The organism is Amycolatopsis pithecellobii (assembly GCF_009707865.1).
Lineage (GTDB): Bacteria > Actinomycetota > Actinomycetes > Mycobacteriales > Pseudonocardiaceae > Amycolatopsis_E > Amycolatopsis_E pithecellobii.
This window is the reverse complement of sequence record NZ_WMBA01000071.1, coordinates 1-20038: the sequence shown is the minus strand read 5'-3', so window position 1 is coordinate 20038 and position 20038 is coordinate 1. Positions and strand designations below refer to the sequence as shown.

25 protein-coding genes, 1 pseudogene and 1 riboswitch are annotated in these 20038 nt (G+C 69.8%); of the genes and pseudogenes, 19 read left to right on the top strand and 7 right to left on the bottom strand.

What is annotated here, in order from left to right:
• Window positions 1-100: 100 nt before the first annotated feature.
• A complete protein-coding gene (locus GKO32_RS31980; RefSeq protein ID WP_312868908.1) occupies window positions 101-604 on the bottom strand; it encodes a hypothetical protein in 504 nt (167 codons plus the stop codon).
• Between the two features lie 83 nt (window positions 605-687).
• On the bottom strand, window positions 688-1440 hold the full coding sequence (locus tag GKO32_RS31975) for an IclR family transcriptional regulator (protein WP_154760633.1): 753 nt from the start codon (window positions 1438-1440) through the stop codon (window positions 688-690).
• 38 nt (window positions 1441-1478) lie between these two features.
• Here GKO32_RS31975 and GKO32_RS31970 point away from each other — a divergent pair, with 38 nt between their 5' ends.
• The 3 genes from GKO32_RS31970 (at window position 1479) to GKO32_RS31960 (ending at window position 4850) form a co-directional block, all read left to right on the top strand.
• Complete coding sequence (locus GKO32_RS31970) at window positions 1479-2381, top strand: acetaldehyde dehydrogenase (acetylating) (protein ID WP_154760632.1); 903 nt, start codon at window positions 1479-1481, stop codon at window positions 2379-2381.
• On the top strand, window positions 2378-3412 hold the full coding sequence (gene dmpG / locus GKO32_RS31965) for a 4-hydroxy-2-oxovalerate aldolase (protein WP_154760631.1): 1035 nt from the start codon (window positions 2378-2380) through the stop codon (window positions 3410-3412). The genes GKO32_RS31970 and dmpG overlap by 4 nt, the downstream gene beginning before the upstream one ends.
• 133 nt (window positions 3413-3545) lie before the next feature.
• Window positions 3546-4850 (top strand): MFS transporter, encoded by a 1305-nt coding sequence (locus GKO32_RS31960; RefSeq protein WP_312868907.1) that lies wholly within the window; start codon window positions 3546-3548, stop codon window positions 4848-4850.
• Between the two features lie 34 nt (window positions 4851-4884).
• Here GKO32_RS31960 and mrf read toward each other — a convergent pair whose 3' ends face one another.
• Complete coding sequence (gene mrf, locus GKO32_RS31955) at window positions 4885-6078, bottom strand: ribosome hibernation factor-recruiting GTPase MRF (RefSeq protein WP_312868906.1); 1194 nt, start codon at window positions 6076-6078, stop codon at window positions 4885-4887.
• Between the two features lie 51 nt (window positions 6079-6129).
• Between mrf and rpmB the strand changes: the two genes are divergently transcribed.
• Genes rpmB through cobA form a run of 6 tightly spaced genes read left to right on the top strand, consistent with a single transcriptional unit; the run spans window position 6130 to window position 8717 of the window.
• Entirely contained in the window at window positions 6130-6366 is a 237-nt protein-coding gene (rpmB, locus tag GKO32_RS31950; RefSeq protein WP_312868905.1) for a 50S ribosomal protein L28, read from the top strand.
• Window positions 6366-6530: a 50S ribosomal protein L33 gene (rpmG, locus tag GKO32_RS31945; RefSeq protein WP_154760629.1), complete on the top strand. Its 165-nt coding sequence runs from the start codon at window positions 6366-6368 to the stop codon at window positions 6528-6530. Before rpmB ends, rpmG begins: the two co-directional genes overlap by 1 nt.
• Entirely contained in the window at window positions 6530-6835 is a 306-nt protein-coding gene (gene rpsN / locus GKO32_RS31940) for a 30S ribosomal protein S14 (protein WP_154760628.1), read from the top strand. Before rpmG ends, rpsN begins: the two co-directional genes overlap by 1 nt.
• A gap of 2 nt (window positions 6836-6837) precedes the next feature.
• Entirely contained in the window at window positions 6838-7062 is a 225-nt protein-coding gene (rpsR, locus tag GKO32_RS31935; protein WP_376766019.1) for a 30S ribosomal protein S18, read from the top strand.
• Window positions 7063-7072: 10 nt separating this feature from the next.
• The gene (locus GKO32_RS31930) at window positions 7073-7465 is read left to right on the top strand and encodes an ankyrin repeat domain-containing protein (protein WP_154760627.1); all 393 of its coding nucleotides are present in this window, start codon (window positions 7073-7075) and stop codon (window positions 7463-7465) included.
• Between the two features lie 37 nt (window positions 7466-7502).
• Entirely contained in the window at window positions 7503-8717 is a 1215-nt protein-coding gene (gene cobA, locus GKO32_RS31925) for a uroporphyrinogen-III C-methyltransferase (RefSeq protein ID WP_154760626.1), read from the top strand.
• A gap of 24 nt (window positions 8718-8741) precedes the next feature.
• On the opposite strand, the gene GKO32_RS31920 is transcribed toward cobA, so the two are convergent.
• Window positions 8742-9545: an alpha/beta fold hydrolase gene (locus GKO32_RS31920; RefSeq protein ID WP_246245031.1), complete on the bottom strand. Its 804-nt coding sequence runs from the start codon at window positions 9543-9545 to the stop codon at window positions 8742-8744.
• Window positions 9546-9559: 14 nt separating this feature from the next.
• Here GKO32_RS31920 and GKO32_RS31915 point away from each other — a divergent pair, with 14 nt between their 5' ends.
• Window positions 9560-10408, top strand: coding sequence for a crotonase/enoyl-CoA hydratase family protein (locus GKO32_RS31915; protein WP_154760624.1), 849 nt, complete (start codon window positions 9560-9562; stop codon window positions 10406-10408).
• A 2-nt stretch (window positions 10409-10410) separates the two neighbouring features.
• Complete coding sequence (locus GKO32_RS31910) at window positions 10411-12102, top strand: AMP-binding protein (protein WP_312868903.1); 1692 nt, start codon at window positions 10411-10413, stop codon at window positions 12100-12102.
• Window positions 12103-12106: 4 nt separating this feature from the next.
• Here the strand turns inward: GKO32_RS31910 and GKO32_RS31905 are convergent, their stop codons facing one another.
• Together GKO32_RS31905 and GKO32_RS39475 are read right to left on the bottom strand one after the other, a co-directional pair.
• Window positions 12107-12517: a hypothetical protein gene (locus GKO32_RS31905; protein WP_154760623.1), complete on the bottom strand. Its 411-nt coding sequence runs from the start codon at window positions 12515-12517 to the stop codon at window positions 12107-12109.
• A gap of 34 nt (window positions 12518-12551) precedes the next feature.
• A complete protein-coding gene (locus GKO32_RS39475) occupies window positions 12552-13058 on the bottom strand; it encodes a hypothetical protein (protein WP_246245029.1) in 507 nt (168 codons plus the stop codon).
• Window positions 13059-13277: 219 nt separating this feature from the next.
• Here GKO32_RS39475 and GKO32_RS31895 point away from each other — a divergent pair, with 219 nt between their 5' ends.
• From GKO32_RS31895 to GKO32_RS31860, 8 genes are all read left to right on the top strand, one after another.
• Window positions 13278-13466, top strand: coding sequence for a hypothetical protein (locus GKO32_RS31895; protein ID WP_154760622.1), 189 nt, complete (start codon window positions 13278-13280; stop codon window positions 13464-13466).
• 47 nt (window positions 13467-13513) lie between these two features.
• A complete protein-coding gene (gene clsA, locus GKO32_RS31890; protein WP_376766018.1) occupies window positions 13514-14158 on the top strand; it encodes a cardiolipin synthase ClsA in 645 nt (214 codons plus the stop codon).
• Between the two features lie 39 nt (window positions 14159-14197).
• A complete protein-coding gene (gcvH, locus tag GKO32_RS31885; protein ID WP_154760621.1) occupies window positions 14198-14581 on the top strand; it encodes a glycine cleavage system protein GcvH in 384 nt (127 codons plus the stop codon).
• A 109-nt stretch (window positions 14582-14690) separates the two neighbouring features.
• Window positions 14691-15155 (top strand): glycogen accumulation regulator GarA, encoded by a 465-nt coding sequence (gene garA, locus GKO32_RS31880; protein ID WP_312868902.1) that lies wholly within the window; start codon window positions 14691-14693, stop codon window positions 15153-15155.
• Complete coding sequence (gene ftsR, locus GKO32_RS31875; RefSeq protein ID WP_312868901.1) at window positions 15152-15898, top strand: transcriptional regulator FtsR; 747 nt, start codon at window positions 15152-15154, stop codon at window positions 15896-15898. The genes garA and ftsR overlap by 4 nt, the downstream gene beginning before the upstream one ends.
• A 229-nt stretch (window positions 15899-16127) precedes the next feature.
• The gene (locus GKO32_RS31870; RefSeq protein WP_139097318.1) at window positions 16128-16601 is read left to right on the top strand and encodes a bifunctional nuclease family protein; all 474 of its coding nucleotides are present in this window, start codon (window positions 16128-16130) and stop codon (window positions 16599-16601) included.
• Window positions 16602-16993: 392 nt separating this feature from the next.
• On the top strand, window positions 16994-17560 hold the full coding sequence (locus tag GKO32_RS31865; protein WP_312868899.1) for a MerR family transcriptional regulator: 567 nt from the start codon (window positions 16994-16996) through the stop codon (window positions 17558-17560).
• A 34-nt stretch (window positions 17561-17594) separates the two neighbouring features.
• Window positions 17595-17692, top strand: a riboswitch (glycine riboswitch).
• 198 nt (window positions 17693-17890) lie between these two features.
• Window positions 17891-18712 carry an aldo/keto reductase gene (locus GKO32_RS31860; protein WP_154760620.1) on the top strand — a complete coding sequence of 274 codons (822 nt, stop codon included), beginning with the start codon at window positions 17891-17893 and terminating at the stop codon, window positions 18710-18712.
• 12 nt (window positions 18713-18724) lie between these two features.
• On the opposite strand, the pseudogene GKO32_RS39470 reads toward GKO32_RS31860, so the two are convergent.
• A pseudogene (locus tag GKO32_RS39470) lies at window positions 18725-20038 on the bottom strand (substrate-binding domain-containing protein); the annotation flags it as partial.

Sequence of the window (20038 nt, the reverse complement as noted above, 5' to 3'; positions counted from 1 at the left end):
TTTCTGTGTGTCGGCATACCTGAGGAGGCGATCCCGGCGGGAGGGGCCGCCTGAGGTTCCGCTACCCGCACCGCTACGCAAACCACTTTCGAAACGGTCTCTACCGGCCGTTGCCGCGGTTGAGCCCGTACAGGACCCGTTGCAGGATCTGGGAATCCGCATCCACCGGTGGCTGCTCGGCGGGGAACTCCGCGGTCGCGGCGGCGCGGTTGCGCGCACGCTGCGGTAGCGGCACCGCCTCCGCGGACATACCCGTCGGCAGCGGAAGTTCCGACCAGACGTTGCGGCGCGCGCCGGGCAGGGTGACGGAGTTGATCTGTGCACCCGGCAGCTCCGGCGGCTCACCGCGGACGTCGTCATCCAGTTCGATCACCAGCGCGTCCCCGTGCAGCCGCAACCGGATGGTGAGAAACCGCGGGGAGTCGGTGGGCGAACCATCAACCGAGGAGGACACCAGATGGCGGGTGATACGGATGGCTTCGGTGATCAGTTCGCGCAATCTCCACTCCGCCAGCGCGAAGCGTACGAACATCTCGGCACAGCTGACAGCGCTGGGCAGCGCGACAAGCCGCAGGTCGTCGACCTGCGTGGTCTGGCCGATCACGGGCGTCCTCCGTTTCGCCTGGCGCGAACCTGATCAGTATCCGCGTCGCGGGCGATGGTGGCCGACGACGCGTGCACTGGCTGTTAAGGGAGCGTGCGGGACAGCGTAAGGGCAGTGGTCCGGACCGCGGGAGCCACCCGTTCGGCACGAACCCGGTTGCTCCACCCCGAGATCGAAACCGCGGCACGCGCGCGACCCGACCCGTCGAGCACCGGGCTCGCGACGCAAATGACGCCGGCGGCCGATTCCTCCCGCTCGTACGCAATGCCCTCCTCACGCACCTTGGTCAGTTGCCTGCGCAGCAGGCCGGGCGCGGTGAGCGTCCGCGGACCGATGCGAGGCAGGCCCGCAGAGATTACCGTCTCCAGCAGCTGACCGGGAGAGTACGCGAGTATCGCTTTTCCAACGGCGGTGGCGTGGGCAGGAAATCGCCCACCGATGCGCGAAGGCAGTGCGGGAGCGTCGCGGCCGCGCACGATGTCGAAGTAGACCACCTCGGTGCCTTCGAGCACGGCGAGGTGCACGGTGTTGCGGGTGGCCTCGCGCAGATCCGCCAGGTACGGGCGGGCGGCGTCGACCAGCCCGCGCCGCGCGGCGGCCAGCTGCCCGATCTCGAACAGCCGGATGCCGAGCCGCACCGCGCCGGATTCCCGTTCCAGCAAGCCTTCCTGGACGAGGTGGCCGACCAGCCGGTGCGCCGAGGACTTCGGCATCCCGGTGCGGCGGGCGAGTTCCGACACGCCGAGGACGTCGTCACCAGGGCGGAACGCGCCGAGCAGCGCGGTCAGGCGGGAGGCGGTCAGTCCGGCGACTTCGTCCCGCTCAGCGGCACACATAGGTTGAGTGTGCCTTACCGTACGAGGACGGTAAAGGCATGAAGAAAGCCATCGCGGCGATCGTCGGGCCGGGCAACATCGGCACCGACCTGCTCGCCAAACTCCGCCGCAGCGAATACGTTGACGTGCGCTACATGGTCGGGGTGGACCCGGCGTCCGACGGGCTCGCGCGGGCGGCCCGCCTTGGCCTGGAAACCTCCGCGGAGGGGGTGGACTGGCTGCTCGCCCAGGCGGAAAAGCCCGAACTGGTCTTCGAAGCGACCTCGGCGAAGGCGCATCTGGCGAACGCGCCGCGCTACGCCGAGGCCGGGATACAGGCGATCGACCTGACCCCGGCCGCGGTGGGGCCGTTCACCTGTCCCGCGGTCACCCTGCCCGAGCAGCTCGACGTGCCCAATCTGAACATGATCACCTGCGGCGGGCAGGCCACGATTCCCATCGTGAACGCCGTTTCGCAGGTGACGCCGGTGCCCTACGCGGAGATCGTCGCGTCGATCTCGTCGCGTTCGGCGGGCCCCGGCACGCGCGCGAACATCGACGAGTTCACCGAGACCACCGCGCACGCGATCGAAGCGGTCGGCGGCGCCGCGCGAGGCAAGGCGATCATCATCATCAACCCCGTCGACCCGCCGATGATCATGCGGGACACGGTGTTCTGCGCCATCGACCCCGACGCCGACCGTGACGCGATCACCACGTCGATCGAGCGGATGGTCAAGACCGTGCAGGAGTACGTGCCCGGTTACACGCTCAAGGCGGCGCCGCAGTTCGACGAGCCGCGGCCCGGCTGGAACGGACAGGCGCGGGTGGCGGTGTTCCTCGAGGTCGCGGGCAACGGCGACTACCTGCCGCCGTATGCCGGGAACCTGGACATCATGACGGCCGCCGCGGCGAAGGCCGGCGAGCTGCTCGCGCAACGGAAGCTGGAGGCGATCGCATGACGTGGGACCAGGTGGAACGCGAGGTCCGGATCGTCGACACGAGCCTGCGCGACGGCAGCCACGCCATGGCGCACCAGTTCACTGAGGAGAACGTGCGCGACACCGTGCGGGCGCTGGACTCCGCGGGGGTGTCGCTGATCGAGGTGACCCACGGCGACGGGCTCGGCGGCTCGACGTTCAACTACGGGTTCTCGCTCGTGGACGAGCGCAAGCTGATCGCCGCCGCGGTGGACGAGGCGAAGCAGGCGAAGATCGCCGTGCTGCTGCTGCCGGGCCTCGGCACGGTGACGGACATGAAGGCCGCCGCCGATCTCGGTGCGGGTGCGGTGCGGATCGCGACCCACTGCACCGAGGCCGACATTTCGATCCAGCACTTCACCGAGGCACGCAAACTCGGCCTGGAGACCGTCGGTTTCCTGATGCTGTCGCACATGTCCACGCCGGAGGCGCTGGCCAAGCAGGGCCGGATCATGGTCGACGCCGGCTGCCAGTGTGTGTACATTGTGGACTCCGCGGGCGCGCTGATCCTGGAGGACGCGAGCGTCCGCGTCGAGGCGCTCGCCGCCGAGTTCGGCGACCAGGCCCAGGTCGGCTATCACGGGCACCAGAACATGAGCTTCGGCGTCGCCAACTCGGTACTGGCGTATCGCGCCGGGGCGCGGCAGATCGACGGTTCCCTCGTCGCGCTCGGCGCCGGCGCCGGCAACTCGCCGACCGAGGTGCTGGCCACGGTGTTCGAGCGGCTCGGCGTGAAAACGGGCGTGGACAAGGACATCCTGCTCGACGCGGCGGAGAACGTCGTGAAGCCCTACATCACGCGGTTGCCGGTGATGGACCGCTCGTCGATCGTGCAGGGCTTCGCCGGGGTGTACTCGAGCTTCCTGCTGCACGCGGAGCGGGCGGAGCAGCGTTACGGCGTGCCGGCGCACGAGATCCTGTACCGGGTGGGCCAGAAGCGTTATGTCGGCGGCCAGGAGGACATGATCATCGACATCGCGCTGCAGTTGGTCGCCGAGCGCAAGGCGAGCTAAGGGAGGGGCCCGGACTGGAAGGTGACCGGGGCGGCGAACTCGTGAAACGACGCCCCGGTCACACCCGCGGTGAGCGGCGATGACACGATTCGTCCCCGGTGCATCGGCGCAGTACGCGGGTGAAGGAGGTTCGGTGGCCGCACTTCCGGCTTCCACGAGGTTCGGGTACTCCCTCGGGTCCTTCACCACCGGTCCCTTCGGCACAGTGCCCGGGCTCCTTCTGCTGCCCTACCTGACCGACACGATGGCGGTGCCCGGCGCGGTCGCCGGCGTCATCGTGCTGGTGCCCAAGGCATGGGACGTCGTGTTCAACCCGTTCGCCGGGCGGCTGTCCGACGCCGATCTGGCCAGGCGAGGCAGCAGGCGGCGGTTCCTGCTGGCCGGTGGCATCGGGCTGGCGGTGCTGTTCGGGGCGATCTTCGCGCATCCCGGCTTCGGCTCCAGGACCGCCGACGCGGCATACGTGGTGGTCGCCTTCCTGTTGTGCGCCACCGCATACGGGCTGTTCCAGGTGCCCTACAACGCGCTGCCTGCCGAGCTCACCGAGGACCCGCAGGAGCGCACGCGGCTGTCCAGCCTGCGCATCGGTTTCCTGGCGCTGGCGATCCTGGTCTCCGGCGGTGGCGCGCCGCTGATCACCGACGGCATCGGCGGCCTCGCCGGCTATCGCGTGATGGGCGTGGTCATCGGGGTGGTCATGCTGCTGGGCATGATCGCGGTGCTGCTGGGGATCCGCGGCGCGCCCGTGGGCTCGCTGCGGCCGACCACGGTGAGCTGGCGGGAGCTGCTGGCGACCATGCGCCAGTGGCGCGGGTTCCGCTGGCTGCTGGGTGTCTACTTTGTCCAGTCACTGGGCCTGGGCACCTTGCTCGCGGGCGTGAACTACGCCGCGCGGTACGTGTTCGGCGACGCCGCGCTGCAGACCGTGCTGTTCGTGTGCTTCGTCGGCCCGGCGCTGGTGACCATGCCGTTGTGGCCGCGCATCGGGGCGCGCTGGGGCAAGCTGTGGGGCTTCCGGGTCGCCTGCCTGTCCTTCGCGCTCGGCGCCGCCGGGTTGTGCGCGTCGCTCGTGGTGCCATTCGCGGTGTCGGTGGTGTTCGTGGCGCTGGCCGGCGTCGGGTATGCGGGGATCCAGGTGTTCCCGCTGGCGATTCTGGCCGACTTGATCAGCCTGGAAGAGCAGCGAACCGGTGCGACCCGTGCGGGGGTGGCGGCCGGGGTGTGGACGGCGTCGGAGACCCTCGGGCTGGCGCTCGGGCCGGGACTGTTCGGGCTGGTTCTCACCATCGGCGGTTACGTGTCCACTGTGGACGCTTCGGCCGCGCAGCCGTCCAGTGCGGTGACCGCGATCCTGCTCGGGTTCTCGCTGCTGCCGGGGATTCTCGTGACGTTCGGCCTTCCGCTGCTGCGGCGTTCCGCGCTCGAAGGCGTGTCGTGACGAGTCTTCCGGCCTGCTGCCCCGGCGGGCCGGCTCAGTCGTCGGCGGTCACCCAGGAGCCGAACGGGTCGGGATAGCCCAGCCACGCCTGCTGACCGGCGGCGAGTTCGGCGTCGGTCAGCAGCGCTTCGCGCAGGGCACCGTCGATCTCCTCGGGCGTGGCCTGGTCGGTGACCACGACGATCTCCTGTGCCCGGTCGCCGAACACCGGGTCCCAGCGCAGCGACGCCAGTGTCCGGCGTTCCGGCGACACATCTGTCCACTGTGGAGCATCCGGTGAGTCGAGCCACGGTCCGGCGTCGCCGATTCCGAGCCCGCCGCCCGCCGACTCGATCCACAACGCGGTACCCGGCCGGCTGGCGACCCAGGCACGGCCGCGCGTACGCACCACCCCGTCGAGCAGCACGTCGATCGCGTCGTGGAAACGCTGCGGGTGGAACGGGCGCCGTGCGGTGAACAGCAGCACCGAGATCCCGCAGTCGGCGTGCAGCGGCGGCTCGCCGCTCAGCAGCGGGCCGTGCATGTCGGTGACCTCGCCCCGGCGGGCGCCGGGCCGGACGGCGGCGGCCAAGGTGGCCTGGTCGGCGTCGGCGAGCGCGATGCGCGGCGCGGCCGGGGCCACCCGGTCGAGCACGGCGCTGGTCCTCGCGGCGTCCCACGCGTTCGCGGCGGCACCGGCGAGCACGAGTACGTCGGCGAATTCGGCCTGGGACAACGCAACCTGGGCGACCGTGCGCTCGTCGTCGGGGCTGGCCCGGCGGTCGCGGTCGGCGAGCGTGTCGTCCCCGGTCGCGTCGGCCAGCCAGGTCGCGCAGTCCAGCACGGTGAACACGCCGTCGATCTCGACGTCGTCGCTCACTGGCCGGTCACCGACGAGCACGTGGTGGACCGCCCAACTGACCGGTTCCGGCTCCATCGACTCGTCGAGCCGCAGCACGATCCGGTCCACTTCGGACATTCGCCCCAGTTTTCGCAGCAGTGGCAACAGATCCTCGCGCAGCGTGCACGAGACACAGCCGTGCGCCAGCTCCAGCGTGACGGTTTCGTCGTGGTCGTCGAGCCGCAGTCTGCGGCGGGCCACGCCGGAGGTGACCTCGCGCAGATCGTGATGCACGAGAGCGGTTCCGGGGCGCAGCAGCCGCTCCGCGAGCCGGTTGCCGGCCTCCGGGTCGAGGCCGCAGATCAGGGTCAGGGGCACCCGCGGGGTGCCGGACGGGAAGGTTCGCACGATGCTGTACGTTAGATGAAAATGAAAACCGATATCAACTAGGGGTGGTTAGTGAGCAAGGTCTGCCAGGTCACCGGCACCCGGCCGGGCTATGGCAAGCAGGTCTCGCACTCGCATCGGCGCACCTCGCGCCGGTGGGAGCCCAACCTGCAGAGCCGCCGGTTCTGGTTGCCCAGCGAGAACCGCTGGATCCGGCTGCGGGTCTCGGCGCGGGGCATCAAGACGATCGACAAGCGCGGCATCGAAGCCGTTGCCGCGGAACTGAAAGCCAGGGGAGTGAAGCTGTGATGGCGAGAAACGACGTGCGCCCGGTGATCAAGCTGCGATCCACCGCGGGGACCGGCTACACCTACGTCACGCGCAAGAACCGCCGCAACGATCCGGACCGGATGGTCATGCGCAAGTACGACCCGGTGGCGCGCCGGCATGTCGAGTTCCGGGAGGAGCGCTGATGGCGAAGAAGTCGAAGATCGCCAAGAACGGGCGGCGTCGCGAGATCGTCCAGCGGTACGCCGAGCGGCGGGCCGAGCTCAAGGAGACGATCCGCTCGCCGGCGTCCACGCCCGGGGAGCGGGCCGCGGCCATGTCGGCGCTGCAGGCACTGCCACGGGACGCGAGCCCGACCCGGCTGCGCAACCGCGACACCGCCGATGGCCGGCCACGCGGTTACTTCCGCAAGTTCGGGCTGTCCCGGGTGCGGCTGCGCGAGATGGCGCACCGCGGCGAGCTGCCCGGTGTGTCGAAGGCGAGCTGGTGACGGTGGCCGAGCGACGTCCCCTCAAACGCAAGCGGAACCTGCTGCACGTCCTCGGAGTGTCCGAAGTGGACTGGAAGGATGCCGAGCTGCTGCGGCGGTTCGTTTCCGACCGCGGCAAGATCCGTTCCCGCCGGGTCACCGGACTGACCCCGCAGCAGCAGAAGCAGGTCGCGGTCGCGATCAAGACGGCCCGCGAGATGGCCCTGCTGCCCTACGGCACACGCTAATGTGGTGAGCATGAGCGACGAAGCATCGGATGCGGATCTGCTGAACCCCACGGCACGGGCGTTCGTCCTGGCCAGGGAAGGAAATGCCCAGTTGCTGGGCACCTACGTCGACGGTGGCGTTCCCCTCGACGCGACCAACGACCGGGGCGACACGTTGCTCATGCTCGCCGCGTACCACGGCAACACCGAGGCGGTGCGGGTGCTGCTCGACCGCGGCGCCGATCCGAACCAGCTGACCGAGCACGGCCAGAGCCCCTTGGCCGCCGCCGTGTTCAAGAACGCCACCGACATCGTCAAGGCGCTCGTCGCCAAGGGGGCCGACCCGGAGACCGGTGCGCCCTCGGCACTGGAGGCCGCGCAGATGTTCGGCAACACGGGGTTGCTCACACTCCTGCAGCCCTGACCAGGTGCCGCCGGTCCCCACCAGTCATGATGGGGCCATGTCGGAAGACCACTACCTCGCCGGCCTCGATCTCACCGGCCGCCGCGTCGTACTGATCGGCGGGGGCAGCGTCGCCCAGCGGCGGCTGCCCCGGCTGATCGGCGCGGGTGCCGCCGTCGAGCTGATCTCACCGCACACCACGCCCGCGGTGAGCGCGATGGCCGACGCGGGCGAGCTGGTCTGGCTTCGCCGCCGCTACACCGACGGCGATCTCGACGGCGCCTGGTACGCACTGGCTTGCACCGATGATCCCGCTGTCAACGCCCAGGTCTGTGCCGAGGCCGAACGCCGCCGGGTGTTCTGCGTGCGGGCCGACGCCGGCACCGAGGGCACCGCGGTCACCGCCGCGGTGGGCCGGCACGAGGGGCTCGTCGTCGGGGTGCTGTCCGGCGGCGAGCCGCTGCGCTCGGCCGCCGTTCGCGACAACATCGTCGAAGCCCTGCACACCGGCGCGATCCCGGACGCGGCCGCCGGGATCGGCGAGCTGCCCGGCGTCGCGCTCGTCGGTGGCGGGCCGGGCGATCCCGAGCTCATCACCGTGAAGGGCCGCCGTCTGCTCGCGCGCGCCGATGTCGTGGTGGCAGACCGGCTCGGGCCCCGCGAGCTGCTCGACGAATTGCCGCCGAACGTCGAAATCGTGGATGCCGCGAAGATCCCGTACGGCCGCGCCGCCAGCCAGGACGTCATCAACGCGACGCTGATCGAGCACGCGAAGGCGGGCAAGTTCGTCGTGCGGCTCAAAGGCGGGGACCCGTATGTGTTCGGGCGCGGCTTCGAAGAAGTCCTCGCTTGCGCCGAAGCGGGCGTGCCGGTCACCGTCGTTCCCGGGATCACGAGCGCCTTCGCCGTCCCGGCCATGGCCGACGTCCCGGTGACCCACCGCGGGGTCGCACACGAAGTCGTCGTCGTGTCCGGTCATGTGCCGCCAGGACACGAAACCTCGCTCGTGGACTGGGACGCGCTCGGCAGGCTGCGTGGCACCATCGTGCTGATGATGGGCGTCGAACGGCTCGGCCAGTTCGCCGGCGCGCTCCTGGCGGCGGGCCGCCCCGGTGACACCCCGGTCGCCATCGTGCAGGACGGCACCACGGCGGCCCAGCGGATCACCCGGTCCACTTTGGACTGTGTCGAGGCGGACGCGAAGGCAGCCGGGGTGCGCCCGCCCGCGGTCACCGTGATCGGCCCGGTCGCGGGACTGGCTCAGCCGGCGTAACGGCGCCGTTCGTTACTGATCGGATCAGTAACGGCGCCGCACGAAGTTCGTGATCATGCCGGTCAGCCGTTGCGGATCCGTCCGCAGCTCGACCGGGCTGCGGGCCTGGACGAACTCGGCGTCCGGCAGATCCGCGGCCAGCGTGTCGGCGTCCCCGAAGGGATGGATCGGGTCGCGCTGATGCCCGATCACCAGCGCCGGCACCGTGATCAGCCGCCGCACGGCCTTCGGCGGCGCGATCCGTCCGAAAAGGACACCGTGCAGGAGCGCGGCCATCGCGGCCGGCCGCTGCTCGAGGGTGTCGGTGACGACGTCGACCCACTGGTTGCCGTGCGGCACCCACCCGGCCACCGAAGCCACCCCCGCCACGCCGACCGGGATGAACCGCGCGGCGAACAGCAGCGGCGCGAACGTGAGCAACCCGGCCACGATCGCGTTGTCCAGCACCGGCATCTCGATGATCATGCCGTGCATCCGCTCCGGCGCCGCGACCGCCACCTCCAGCGTCACGTTGGCGCCGAGCGAGGTACCGCCGACGACCGCGCGGTCGATCTCCAGCAGGTCCAGCAGCGCGAGCACCTGCAGCGCGAACGCGGGCATCGAGTACCGCCACGATTCGGTCGGCCGGTCGGATTCGCCGTGCCCGAGCAGGTCGAGCGTGATGACGCGGTAGCCGTCCGCGGCGAGCTTGCGGGCGAGCGGGGCGTGCATCCGGCGGGTGAACATGAGCCCATGCGTCAGCACGACCACCCGGTCACCGGCGCCGTAGTCGGTATAGGCCAGCCGGTGCCCCTCGAACGTGAACGAACCGGGGAGCTCACGTGTCATGTCCATGCATAAGGATGACAGACATGACAGACCTGACAAATCTTGAAGATCTGGTTTCGCTCAAAGTCGACCGCACCGGCACCGTCGCCGAGGTGACGCTGATCGGCCCGGGCAAGGGCAACGCGATGGGCCCGGACTTCTGGCGTGAGCTGCCACTGGTGTTCGCCGCGCTCGACGCCGACCCGCAGGTCAACGCGATCGTGCTGACCGGCAGCGGCGCCAGCTTCTCCTACGGCCTCGACCTGCCGGCGATGATGGGAATGTGGGCGCCGCTGCTCGCCGGGGACGCCCTCGCCGGCCCGCGCACCGCGCTCCTCAAGGAAGTCCGCACTTTGCAGGAATCGGTCAATGCCGTGGCCGGATGCCGCAAACCCGTGGTCGCCGCGATCGCGGGGTGGTGCATCGGCGGCGGGGTCGACGTGACCTCCGCGGCCGACATCCGGCTCGCCAGCGCCGACGCGAAGTTCAGCGTGCGCGAGACGAAGGTCGCCATCGTCGCGGATCTCGGCAGTCTGCAACGGCTTTCCGGCATCATCGGCGAGGGGCACCTGCGGGAGCTCGCCTTGACCGGCAGGGACATCGACGCCGCCCGCGCCGAGAAGATCGGCCTGGTCAACGACGTCTACCCGGATCAGGACTCGCTGCTGGCGGCGGCGCGGGCGCTGGCCGCCGAGATCGCCGCCAACCCGCCGCTGGTCGTGCAGGGGGTCAAGGATGTGCTCGAGGTGAACACCCAGCGGCGCATCGCCGAGGGGTTACGGTACGTATCGACGTGGAACGCCGCGTTCCTGCCGAGCAAGGATCTCGGCGAGGCGATGCAGGCGTTTCTCGAGCGACGGCAGCCGGAGTTCAAGGGAGAATAAAGGTGACGGGCGACGTTTTCCGCCAGGCCAGGGACTATCTGCTGGTGCATCGCGAGGACTACGAGGCCGCCTACCGCGCGTTCAGCTGGCCCGAGCCGGGCGAGTTCAACTGGGCGCTCGACTGGTTCGACGTCATCGCCCGCGACCCGGCGAACGAGCGGCGCTACGCCCTGTGGATCGTCGAAGAGGACGGCACCGAGGGCCGCTGGACCTTCCCGGAGCTCGCGCAGCGGTCGGACCGGGTCGCGAACTGGTTGCGCGGGCTCGGCGTGCGCCGCGGTGACCGGCTGATTCTCATGCTGGGCAACCAGGTCGAGCTGTGGGAGACGATCCTGGCGTCGATCAAGCTCGGTGCGGTGATCATTCCCGCGTCGACCCTCCTCGGCCCGGCGGACCTGCGTGACCGGGTGGACCGGGGTGCGGCGAAGCATGTCGTGGTGCGCTCGGCGGATGTGCCGAAGTTCGCCGACGTCACCGGGGACTACACTCGCATCGCGGTCGGCGAGCCGGCGCCGGGATGGGCTTCGTTCGCCGACGCGTACTCGGCGCCGGCGCGGTTCACCGCCGACGGCGTCACCGCGGCGACCGACCCGCTGCTGCTGTACTTCACCTCGGGGACCACGGCGAAGCCGAAACTGGTGCAGCACACGCACGTTTCGTACCCGGTCGGCCATCTGTCCACAATGTACTGGATCGGGCTGGAACCGGGCGATGTCCACCTCAACATCTCCTCGCCAGGCTGGGCGAAACACGCCTGGAGCAACGTGTTCGCGCCGTGGAACGCCGAGGCGACGGTGTTCCTGTACAACTACAGCCGGTTCGACGCCGCTGCGCTGATGGCCCAGATGGACCGGTGCGGGGTCACGAGTTTCTGCGCGCCGCCCACGGTGTGGCGGATGCTGATCCAGGCCGATCTCACCGCTTTGCGGACCCCGCCGCGCAAGGTCGTCGGCGCGGGAGAGCCGCTCAACCCTGAGGTGATCGAACAGGTCAGGAAGGCTTGGGGCGTCACGATTCGCGACGGGTTCGGGCAGACGGAAAGCAGCGTGCAGATCGCGAACACGCCGGGTCAGCGGGTCAAGCCGGGGTCGATGGGCCGCCCGTTGCCGGGCTTCACCGTGGTGCTCGTGGACCCGGTGACGGGGGAGCGCGGCGGCGAGGGCGAGATCTGCCTCGATCTCGCACACCGGCCGGTCGGCCTGATGACCGGCTACGCCGATGACGAAGAGCGCACCGCGAAGGCCTTCGAGAATGGTCTGTACCACACCGGTGACGTCGGCTCGGTGGACGAGGACGGCTACCTCACCTACGTCGGGCGCACCGATGACGTGTTCAAGGCCTCGGACTACCGGATCTCGCCGTTCGAGCTGGAAAGCGTGCTCCTGGAACACGATGCGGTCGCCGAGGCCGCCGTCGTGCCCTCGCCGGACCCGATCAGGCTGGCCGTGCCGAAGGCGTTCGTGACGCTCGCGGCCGGGCACGCGCCGGACGCGGCGACCGCCGAGAGCATCCTCGCGTTCTGCCGCGAACATCTGGCGCCTTACAAGCGAATCCGGCGGCTGGAGTTCGCGCAGCTGCCCAAGACGATCTCCGGCAAGATCCGCCGGGTCGAGCTGCGTCACGCCGAACACGCCACCCGCGAGCGCCCGGACGGCGAGTTCCGCGAAGAAGACTTCCCCGGCCTGAAAGCTTGACCCGTCAGCGCGCGGGCTCGGCGTCGATCTCGCGGCCGTCCTCGGTCGAGCAGGTGGCGGTGACGACCGAGCCCGCGTCGCTGCCACAGGTCCATGGGTCGATCGCGATCGGGCCGGCGCCGTCCGGGCTCGCCGCGGCGGCCGCGGTGAGGCGGCCGAAGTACTGCGTGAGCACGGTGACCGCCTCGGCGCATTCGACCACGCCTTCGCGGATCGTCACCTTGGCCTGCGCCCCGCCGGACGCGGGCACGGTGCCGCACTGGATGTTCTGGGCAGGCGGGACCCCGAGCACGGCTTGGACGTCCTGACCTTGGACGGGCACGGGCGGCGGCGCAGCCTGAGAGCCACACGCACTGAGGGTGAGCACGCAGACCGCCACGGGTCCGATCGAGCGAAGCACAAACTGTCGCGACACGTCGGTTTTCCTTGGTTTTCTTGCCGGGAGGGGATTACTCGGCCGCCACACTGGCGAACACGGTCTTGTCATCGAGGCTGCAGCTGGTGCCACCCTGGGAGGCGGGCGGCCCGGAGACGCACAGCCAGCCGTCCACGGTGGCGCTCGCGGGCTGGGTGGACCCGGCAGGCTGCTTGCCGGCCAGCTGTGCCTGGAACTTGCCGACCAGCGCTTTCGCGTCCGCGCAAGGGATCCCGGGGGAGTCGAGCACCTGCAGGGTCAGCCCGCTCGCGGCGGTGACCATGCCGCAGGCGCCGGCCGGAGGTGCCGCGCCGGAGGTCGCCGGGCGGGAGCTTGACGGAGCCGGCGAGGCGGCAGGCAGGCTCTCCGGCGAACTGGGTGCCGGGCCGGCCGGCGTCGGCGCCGTGGTACTCGCGGAGGTGGTGACCGGCGCCGGAGTGCCGGCCCGCAGGACGGGGTCGTCCGTGCCCGAGCATCCCGCGGTCAGCAGCAGCGCTGCCCCCACCGCACACCAGCGGAATCGGTGCGTGACGGCCTCCAAATCGGTCTCCCCTCCGCGATCGGCAGCGGAAGGCTACCCGGCCGCGCCCTGCCTCGCTCGCCGGACCAGCAATAGTCCACAGTAGACAGTCACGGATCGTGCGTGGGTTTTGCCCGGTGCGGGTGAATTCCCCGCCAGTGGCTAACGGATCGCGCGCAACGGCCGACATTCCCCGTGTGCCCCCCAAGGCATGCCCGACGTCCCCGAGCACTGAGAGCGATGAGTACCGAAACCGAGCAAGAAGCCCCGCCCACCATCCCGTGCACCGTCGTCTGGAGCCACGGCCGGCCCTACGTCCTCGAACCCGGCGACTCCCGCTGGATCGGCACCGACCACCGTGGCCGCCCCCAGTCACTGACCACCGCCGACCTGTGTCGCCGCGGCTGGAGCTACCACCGCATGAACTGACGCGGTGTGCGCGCTGACCTGGACCTGACCCGGCTAGGGTTGGGTCCGTGAGCGAGTCCAGCCCGGAGAGAGTCACGACCGACAGCCGTCCTGCCGGCCCCCCGGGTGAGCCCAGCCTGCTGGCGCAGGCGTTCAACGCCCCGAACATCCTGTCCCTGCTGCGGTTGGCGGGTGTCCCGGTGTTCCTGTGGCTCCTGCTGGGGCCGCGCGAAGACGGCTGGGCACTCGCGCTGCTGGTGTTCAGTGCGCTCACCGACTGGCTCGACGGCAAGCTGGCCCGCTGGCTCAACCAGACCAGCCGCCTCGGTCAGCTGCTCGACCCCGCCGCCGACCGGCTCTACATCGCCGCGATCCTGGTCGCGTTCCTCGTCCGCGACATCATCCCGTGGTGGGTCTTCGCGCCGCTGGTGGTGCGCGAGCTCGTCGTCGGTGTCTGCATCCTCGCCTTGCGCCGCAACGGTTTCGCCCCGCCGGAGGTCACCTACGTCGGCAAGGCGGCGACCTTCGTGCTGATGTACGCGTTCCCCTTCCTGCTGCTCACCCAGGGCGGCTCGACGGTCGCCGCGGTGGCCCGCCCGATCGCCTACGCCTTCCTGTCCTGGGGCTGCGTGCTCTACCTGTGGTCGGGCGCGCTGTACGTGATCCAGACCGTCTCGGCCATCCGGGGTGCCGCGCGCTCGCGTGGGATGTAAGACTTTCGCGAGCGAAACCAGGCAGGAAAGGGGACTGACTTGTCCGCTCCAGAAGAGCTGCGGTACACCGAGGAGCACGAGTGGGTGGCCACCGCCTCCGGCGACTCGGTCCGGGTGGGGATCACCGAGTACGCACAGGACCAGCTCGGCGACGTCGTCTTCGTGGAGCTGCCCGAACTCGGCAAGCAGGTCGGTGCGGGCGAGTCGTTCGGCGAGGTCGAGTCGACCAAGAGCGTGTCCGAGCTGTTCGCGCCGCTGGACGGTGAGGTCGTGGCCGTCAACAGCGCGGTCGCGGACTCCCCGGAGCTGATCAACAGCGACCCGTACGGCGAAGGCTGGCTCATCGAGCTCAAACTCCGCGACCCGGCCGCGGTCGCCACCCTTCTCGATTCCGAGGCCTACCAGGCGCTCACCGCTGGTTAGTGTTCGCCTGCGCAGAGGGAGGCCGCGGGGGCTGCGTCCAGGCAGACACGGTACGTTGACGGCACACGTTTTTGGGTAGGCGAACAATTCAGTGGTGAGGAGAGCTCAGGTGAGCACGAACGACGGACCCGGCGTTCCCCCGGAGCAGTCTCCGGAACGGACTTCGGTTTTCCGGGCCGACTTCCTGGCGGACGCCGAGGGCCACGAGCCACCGGCCTCCGAGCCCTCGGTCGCCGGTATCGACGCGCTGCCGCCCGGCTCGGCACTGCTGGTCGTCAAGCGGGGCCCCAACGCAGGCTCGCGGTTCCTGCTGGACCGCGACACCACCAGCGCGGGGCGGCATCCCGACAGTGACATCTTCCTCGACGACGTCACGGTTTCCCGGCGCCACGCGGAATTCCGCCGCGAGGGCGGGGAGTTCGTGGTGATCGACGTGGGCAGCCTGAACGGCACCTACGTCAACCGCGAGCCGGTCGACCAGGCCGTGCTCGCCGGTGGTGACGAGGTGCAGATCGGCAAGTTCCGCCTGGTCTTCCTGACCGGCCCGGGGCACGGAGGCCAGGGGGCACAGTGACGGCTGCCGGGCGGCCACAGCGCGATGGGTTGAGCATCGGGGCCGTACTGGCGCAGCTGCGCGCCGATTTCCCCGACGTGACCATCTCCAAGATCAGGTTTCTCGAGTCGGAGGGACTGGTACAGCCCGGCCGCACGCGGTCGGGCTACCGCCAGTTCTCCCCGGCGGATGTCGAGCGTCTGCGTTTTGTGCTGTCCGCCCAGCGGGATCACTACCTGCCCTTGAAGGTGATCAAGGAACAGCTCGACGCCGCGGACCGCGGCGCCGACGGGCACGAGGTGGCCGGTACGCGGTTGCCGCGCAAGCTCGTGGCGCTGTCGGCCCACACCGGCGACGGGCTGCCCGCGGCCGGGGATTTCGCGCCAGGGCGGGAAATCCGGCTCACCCAGGAGGAGTTGCTGGCCGAGGCCGGTATCGACGCGCCGGTCCTGACCGAGCTCGAGCAGTACGGGCTGCTCCGGCCCGGTGCCGCCGGGTTCTACGATCCGGACGCGGTGCTGGTCGCGCGCACGGTCAAGGCGATGACCGAGTTCGGCATCGAACCACGGCATCTGCGTGCCTTCCGGGCCTCGGCCGACCGCGAGGTCGGGCTGCTCGAACAGATCGTCACCCCGGTCTCGCGTCATCACGACGCCGATGCGAGAGCGCGTGCGGACGAGATGGTCCGGGAACTGGCGGCCCTCTCGGTCACGTTGCACACGTTGCTGGTCAAAGCCGGCATCCGGGGCGTGACCGGGGGATGAGGCGGCTACATCGGCTGCTCCACGGTCGGTATTGACACAGTTTCATGACTCTTCCTATCGCCCCGGATGCCGTACGGTTGGTTATGGATTGCCGGACAACGAACGCGCGCCGGTCACTACGCGAGACAAGCGAGCACAGCGCCAAGCGGACGAGTAGCGTCGGAATCGTCGACGCGGGATCGTCGAGGCGGCGTTGCAGCCCGCGCACAGGAGAGGGAGGCGAAGTCCGATGAGCGAAATGCGCGTCGTCGGCGTGCGGGTCGAGCTACCCGCGAATCAGCCGATCTTGCTGCTGCGGGAGACGGAGGGCGAGCGGTACCTCCCGATCTGGATCGGATCCGTCGAGGCCACCGCCATCGCGCTGGAGCAACAGGGCGTGCGCCCGGCCCGGCCGCTGACTCATGACCTGCTCAAGGAGGTCATCGGGGCGCTGGGCCGCGAACTGGAACAGGTCGTGATCACCGACCTGCGCGAAGGCACGTTCTTCGCGGAGTTGGTGTTCGACGGCGATATCCGGGTCTCCGCGCGGCCGAGCGACTCGGTGGCACTGGCCCTGCGGGTCGGGGTGCCGATCCACGCCGTCGACTCCGTGCTCGAAGAGGCCGGGCTGATCATCCCGGACGAGCAGGAAGACGAAGTGGAGAAGTTCCGCGAGTTCCTCGACTCCGTGTCCCCGGAAGACTTCCGCGGCGCAGATACATAAGGCGCCCGGTTTCGGGTGAGGTGTGCTCGCGGAAAGCGCGAGCCCCAGGGCGCCTTACCTGTGTCTTTTGGGGGTCGAACCCCCAAACCCCCGCCGGGGGCGAGCCCCCTGGACCCCCGTTGTGGTTGCGTTGGTGAGTCGGCTCGCTGGGCCGCTGCGGTTGCGTTGGTATCGGATTCTGCCGGGCTGTCGTGGTGAGTTGGTGTGGGGGCGTTCCGCGCGTCGCGTTGACCGGTGGGGCCCGCACGCATACCGTCGAAGGCGGTAAATCGCCAAGGTGTGATTCTCCCTCTGCAAGAACACATCGATGCGGTTTCACCGGCAGGGGTTCCGCTCCCGGGATCCCGGTGCTTGTTTCGACCGGCCGCACGGCCGGGCGAGGGGAGGCATGCGTGGTCGAGGAGAGGCCGATCAAGGCGGTCGACGGAGAGCAGGGCGAATTGTTCCCTGACTCGTCCCTGCCTGATGAACTGGTCGGTTACCGGGGGCCCGCGGCCTGCCAGATCGCCGGTATCACCTACCGGCAGCTCGACTACTGGGCCCGCACGAAACTGGTCGCGCCCAGCATCCGGACCGCGCACGGTTCCGGTTCGCAGCGGCTGTACTCGTTCAAGGACATCCTCGCGCTCAAGATCGTGAAGCGTTTACTGGACACCGGGGTGTCGCTGCAGAACATCCGGGTCGCGGTCGATCACCTGCGGGCCCGCGGCGTCGCGGATCTGGCGAAGGTGACGCTGGTGTCGGACGGCACCACGGTGTACGAGTGCACCTCACCGGAGGAGATCGTCGATCTGCTGCAAGGCGGCCAAGGGGTGTTCGGCATCGCGGTGAAGGTCCCGATGCAGGAGATCAGCGGCACTATCCACGAGTTCCCGGCCGAGCGCGCCGACGGCGGCGAGATCGAAGCGATCGTCCCGGACGAGCTGACCCAGCGACGCAATGCCCGCCGCACGGGCTGAAATTAACTGACGGTAGGCTGGCGTGTGCAGTCGCCGAAGCCGTGCGGGAGAGACCGGACCCCAACCCGGGTTCGGCGCCGAAGGAGCAAATCCTCCCCGGAACCTCTCAGGCCCCCGGACCGCGCGGAAGAGACGCCTCTGGAAAGTGGGTCAAGGCCACAACCCGATGACCCCGCCGACGGTGCAAACCCGGACCAACGCCCCGGGTGAACCTCTCAGGCGCATTGGACAGAGTGGGGAGGCCCCGAACGCCGTAATGGCGGTCGGGGCTTTTTTCCGGCCGGCCGACCACGTTCGGCGGCCGCCGTGGGCGCGTGGCACGATCGGCCCATGACTCCCGAAGTTGCGCTCAACAACGGTGTCTCGGTCCCACGCCTCGGTTTTGGCGTGTTCCAGGTACCGCCCGCAGACACGGCGAAAGTGGTCCAGACCGCGCTGGAAACCGGGTACCGCAGTATCGACACCGCCATGATCTACCGGAACGAGGCCGGAGTCGGTGACGCGATCAAGGCATCCGGGCTGCCGCGTGAAGAACTGTTCGTCACGACGAAACTGTGGAACAGCGACCAGGGCTACGACTCGGCGCTGCGCGCGTTCGACAAGAGCATGACCAAGCTCGGGCTCGACTACCTCGACCTGTACCTGATCCACTGGCCCGCCCCCAAGCGCGGAGCCTACGTCGATTCGTGGCGTGCGTTCGAAAAGCTGTACGCGGACGGACGGGTGCGGGCGATCGGGGTGTCGAACTTCCACATCCCACACCTGCGCCGGCTGTTCGACGAGACCGGCATCGTGCCCGCGGTCAACCAGGTCGAGCTGCACCCGAACCTGGCCCAGCTCGAACTGCGGACATTCCACGCCGAGCACCGCATCGTGACCGAGGCGTGGAGCCCGCTCGCGCAGGGCGCGCTGCTGGCGGACCGGGCGATCACCGGCCTGTCCGCGAAGTACGGCAAGTCCCCGGCGCAGATCGTGCTGCGCTGGCACCTGCAGTCCGGGAACGTGGTGATCCCGAAATCGGTCACCCCGTCCCGTATCCGCGAGAACTTCGAGGTGTTCGACTTCGAACTCGCGCCCGATGACCTGGCGGTCATCGACGAACTAGACAACGGTGGCCGGACCGGCCCCGATCCCGACCGGCTCGAGGCCTGACCGCCGCGGCCGTCAGCCGCTGAGGCCGGCGGCCTTGAAGTCGGCCTGCTGCGCCGGCTCGTGCAGGAAGTCGCGGAACACCTGGGCCGCGCGGGTCTGCACCTCGTCCACGGTGGGGCCCGCCAGCCCGAGGAACTGGTAGTCGGTGGAGGCGGCCGAGGCGACCGACTCCGCGGGGGAGCCGACGATGCCGGGCTTCGCGGTCACCAGCTGGTTGATCCAGAAGGAGTTCTCCGGAACCCACGCCGCCGGGAAGCCGCCGATCGTGCTCACGTCGGCCTTGCCGGTGAGCGCGTCCAGCACCTGCTGCGGGGGAATCGCGCGGACTTCGACGTGCACGCAGTGCGCGTGGACGACCGTGTTCGCCCGGTTCCACCGGTCCGCGGCGGAGGTGAGCGGTTTCTGCGCGGACGGGGTAACGACGACGGTCAGCGTGGAATTGCCGTCGGTGCAGGCGTTGGCCTGGGCCTCGGCGCGGCTGTTGAGGACGTTGTTGGCCCAGCCCCAGGCCAGCAGCCCGAGTATCAGCAGGACGACGAAGGCGCCGGCGAAGATCGGCCATTTCGCGACCCGCCGCCGCCCGGCGAGCTTGCCCATCGCCCGGTGGGTGCCGGTCACCGTGGAGCGGCCTTCGGTGGCGGTGGAACGGCCTTCGCCTGTGGTGCGCTGCTCGCCGGTCGAGGTGGCCTTGCCGACCGCGCGGTTCATCCCCGTCGAGGCGGCCCGGCTCTCGCTGATCCGGAAGCCGCCGGTCGAGGTGGACCTGCCCACGGCCCGGTTGCTCCCGGTCGAGGTGGCCCGGCGCTCACGGGCAGACCCGCCGACGGTGCGGTTGGCGCCGGTCGAAGTGACCGGGTTTTCGCCGGTGGAGGTGGACCTGGCGGCGCGCTTGGTGCCGGCTGGTCCTTCGCCGGTGCGGAAGCCGCCGCTTGCCGTGGCGCGGCCATCGGCCGAGGTGGCGCCGCCGGGGATTTCGGCTTCCTGGTCGGCGAAAGCGCTGAAACTGCCCGGCACCACGGGATACCCGCCACTCGAATCGGCACGCCCGGGCTGGTCGGCCTGGTCGGCGAAGGCGCTGAAAGTGCCGGGAACGACGGGATACGCGCCGCTCACGGCCGCGCGTCCCTCCGGCACCACGGGATACCCGCCACTCGAATCGGCGTGGTCGTCCGGCGCTACGGGATGTGCGCCGCTCGAAGTCGCGCGGCTTTCGGGCACCACGGGGTAGGCGCCGCTGCCGGTGCGGTCCGGGCGGCGGAGGCTGTCGGTTGTCCGGTGGGCGTTGGCGGGGTCCTCACCGGGACGGAGGGCGGGGCGGCGCAGGCC

Bases quoted from the DNA above. Each gene is read 5' to 3' on its own strand.
- GKO32_RS31870 (WP_139097318.1), top strand. From the start codon at position 16,128: ATGAGCGAAATGCGCGTCGTCGGCGTGCGGGTCGAGCTACCCGCGAAT.
- GKO32_RS31915 (WP_154760624.1), top strand. From the start codon at position 9,560: ATGACAGACATGACAGACCTGACAAATCTTGAAGATCTGGTTTCGCTC.
- GKO32_RS31860 (WP_154760620.1), top strand. From the start codon at position 17,891: ATGACTCCCGAAGTTGCGCTCAACAACGGTGTCTCGGTCCCACGCCTC.
- GKO32_RS31970 (WP_154760632.1), top strand. From the start codon at position 1,479: ATGAAGAAAGCCATCGCGGCGATCGTCGGGCCGGGCAACATCGGCACC.
- cobA (WP_154760626.1), top strand. From the start codon at position 7,503: ATGTCGGAAGACCACTACCTCGCCGGCCTCGATCTCACCGGCCGCCGC.
- rpmG (WP_154760629.1), top strand. From the start codon at position 6,366: ATGGCGAGAAACGACGTGCGCCCGGTGATCAAGCTGCGATCCACCGCG.
- GKO32_RS31930 (WP_154760627.1), top strand. From the start codon at position 7,073: ATGAGCGACGAAGCATCGGATGCGGATCTGCTGAACCCCACGGCACGG.
- GKO32_RS31975 (WP_154760633.1), bottom strand. From the start codon at position 1,440: ATGTGTGCCGCTGAGCGGGACGAAGTCGCCGGACTGACCGCCTCCCGC.
- GKO32_RS31920 (WP_246245031.1), bottom strand. From the start codon at position 9,545: ATGACACGTGAGCTCCCCGGTTCGTTCACGTTCGAGGGGCACCGGCTG.
- GKO32_RS31895 (WP_154760622.1), top strand. From the start codon at position 13,278: ATGAGTACCGAAACCGAGCAAGAAGCCCCGCCCACCATCCCGTGCACC.
- rpsN (WP_154760628.1), top strand. From the start codon at position 6,530: ATGGCGAAGAAGTCGAAGATCGCCAAGAACGGGCGGCGTCGCGAGATC.
- dmpG (WP_154760631.1), top strand. From the start codon at position 2,378: ATGACGTGGGACCAGGTGGAACGCGAGGTCCGGATCGTCGACACGAGC.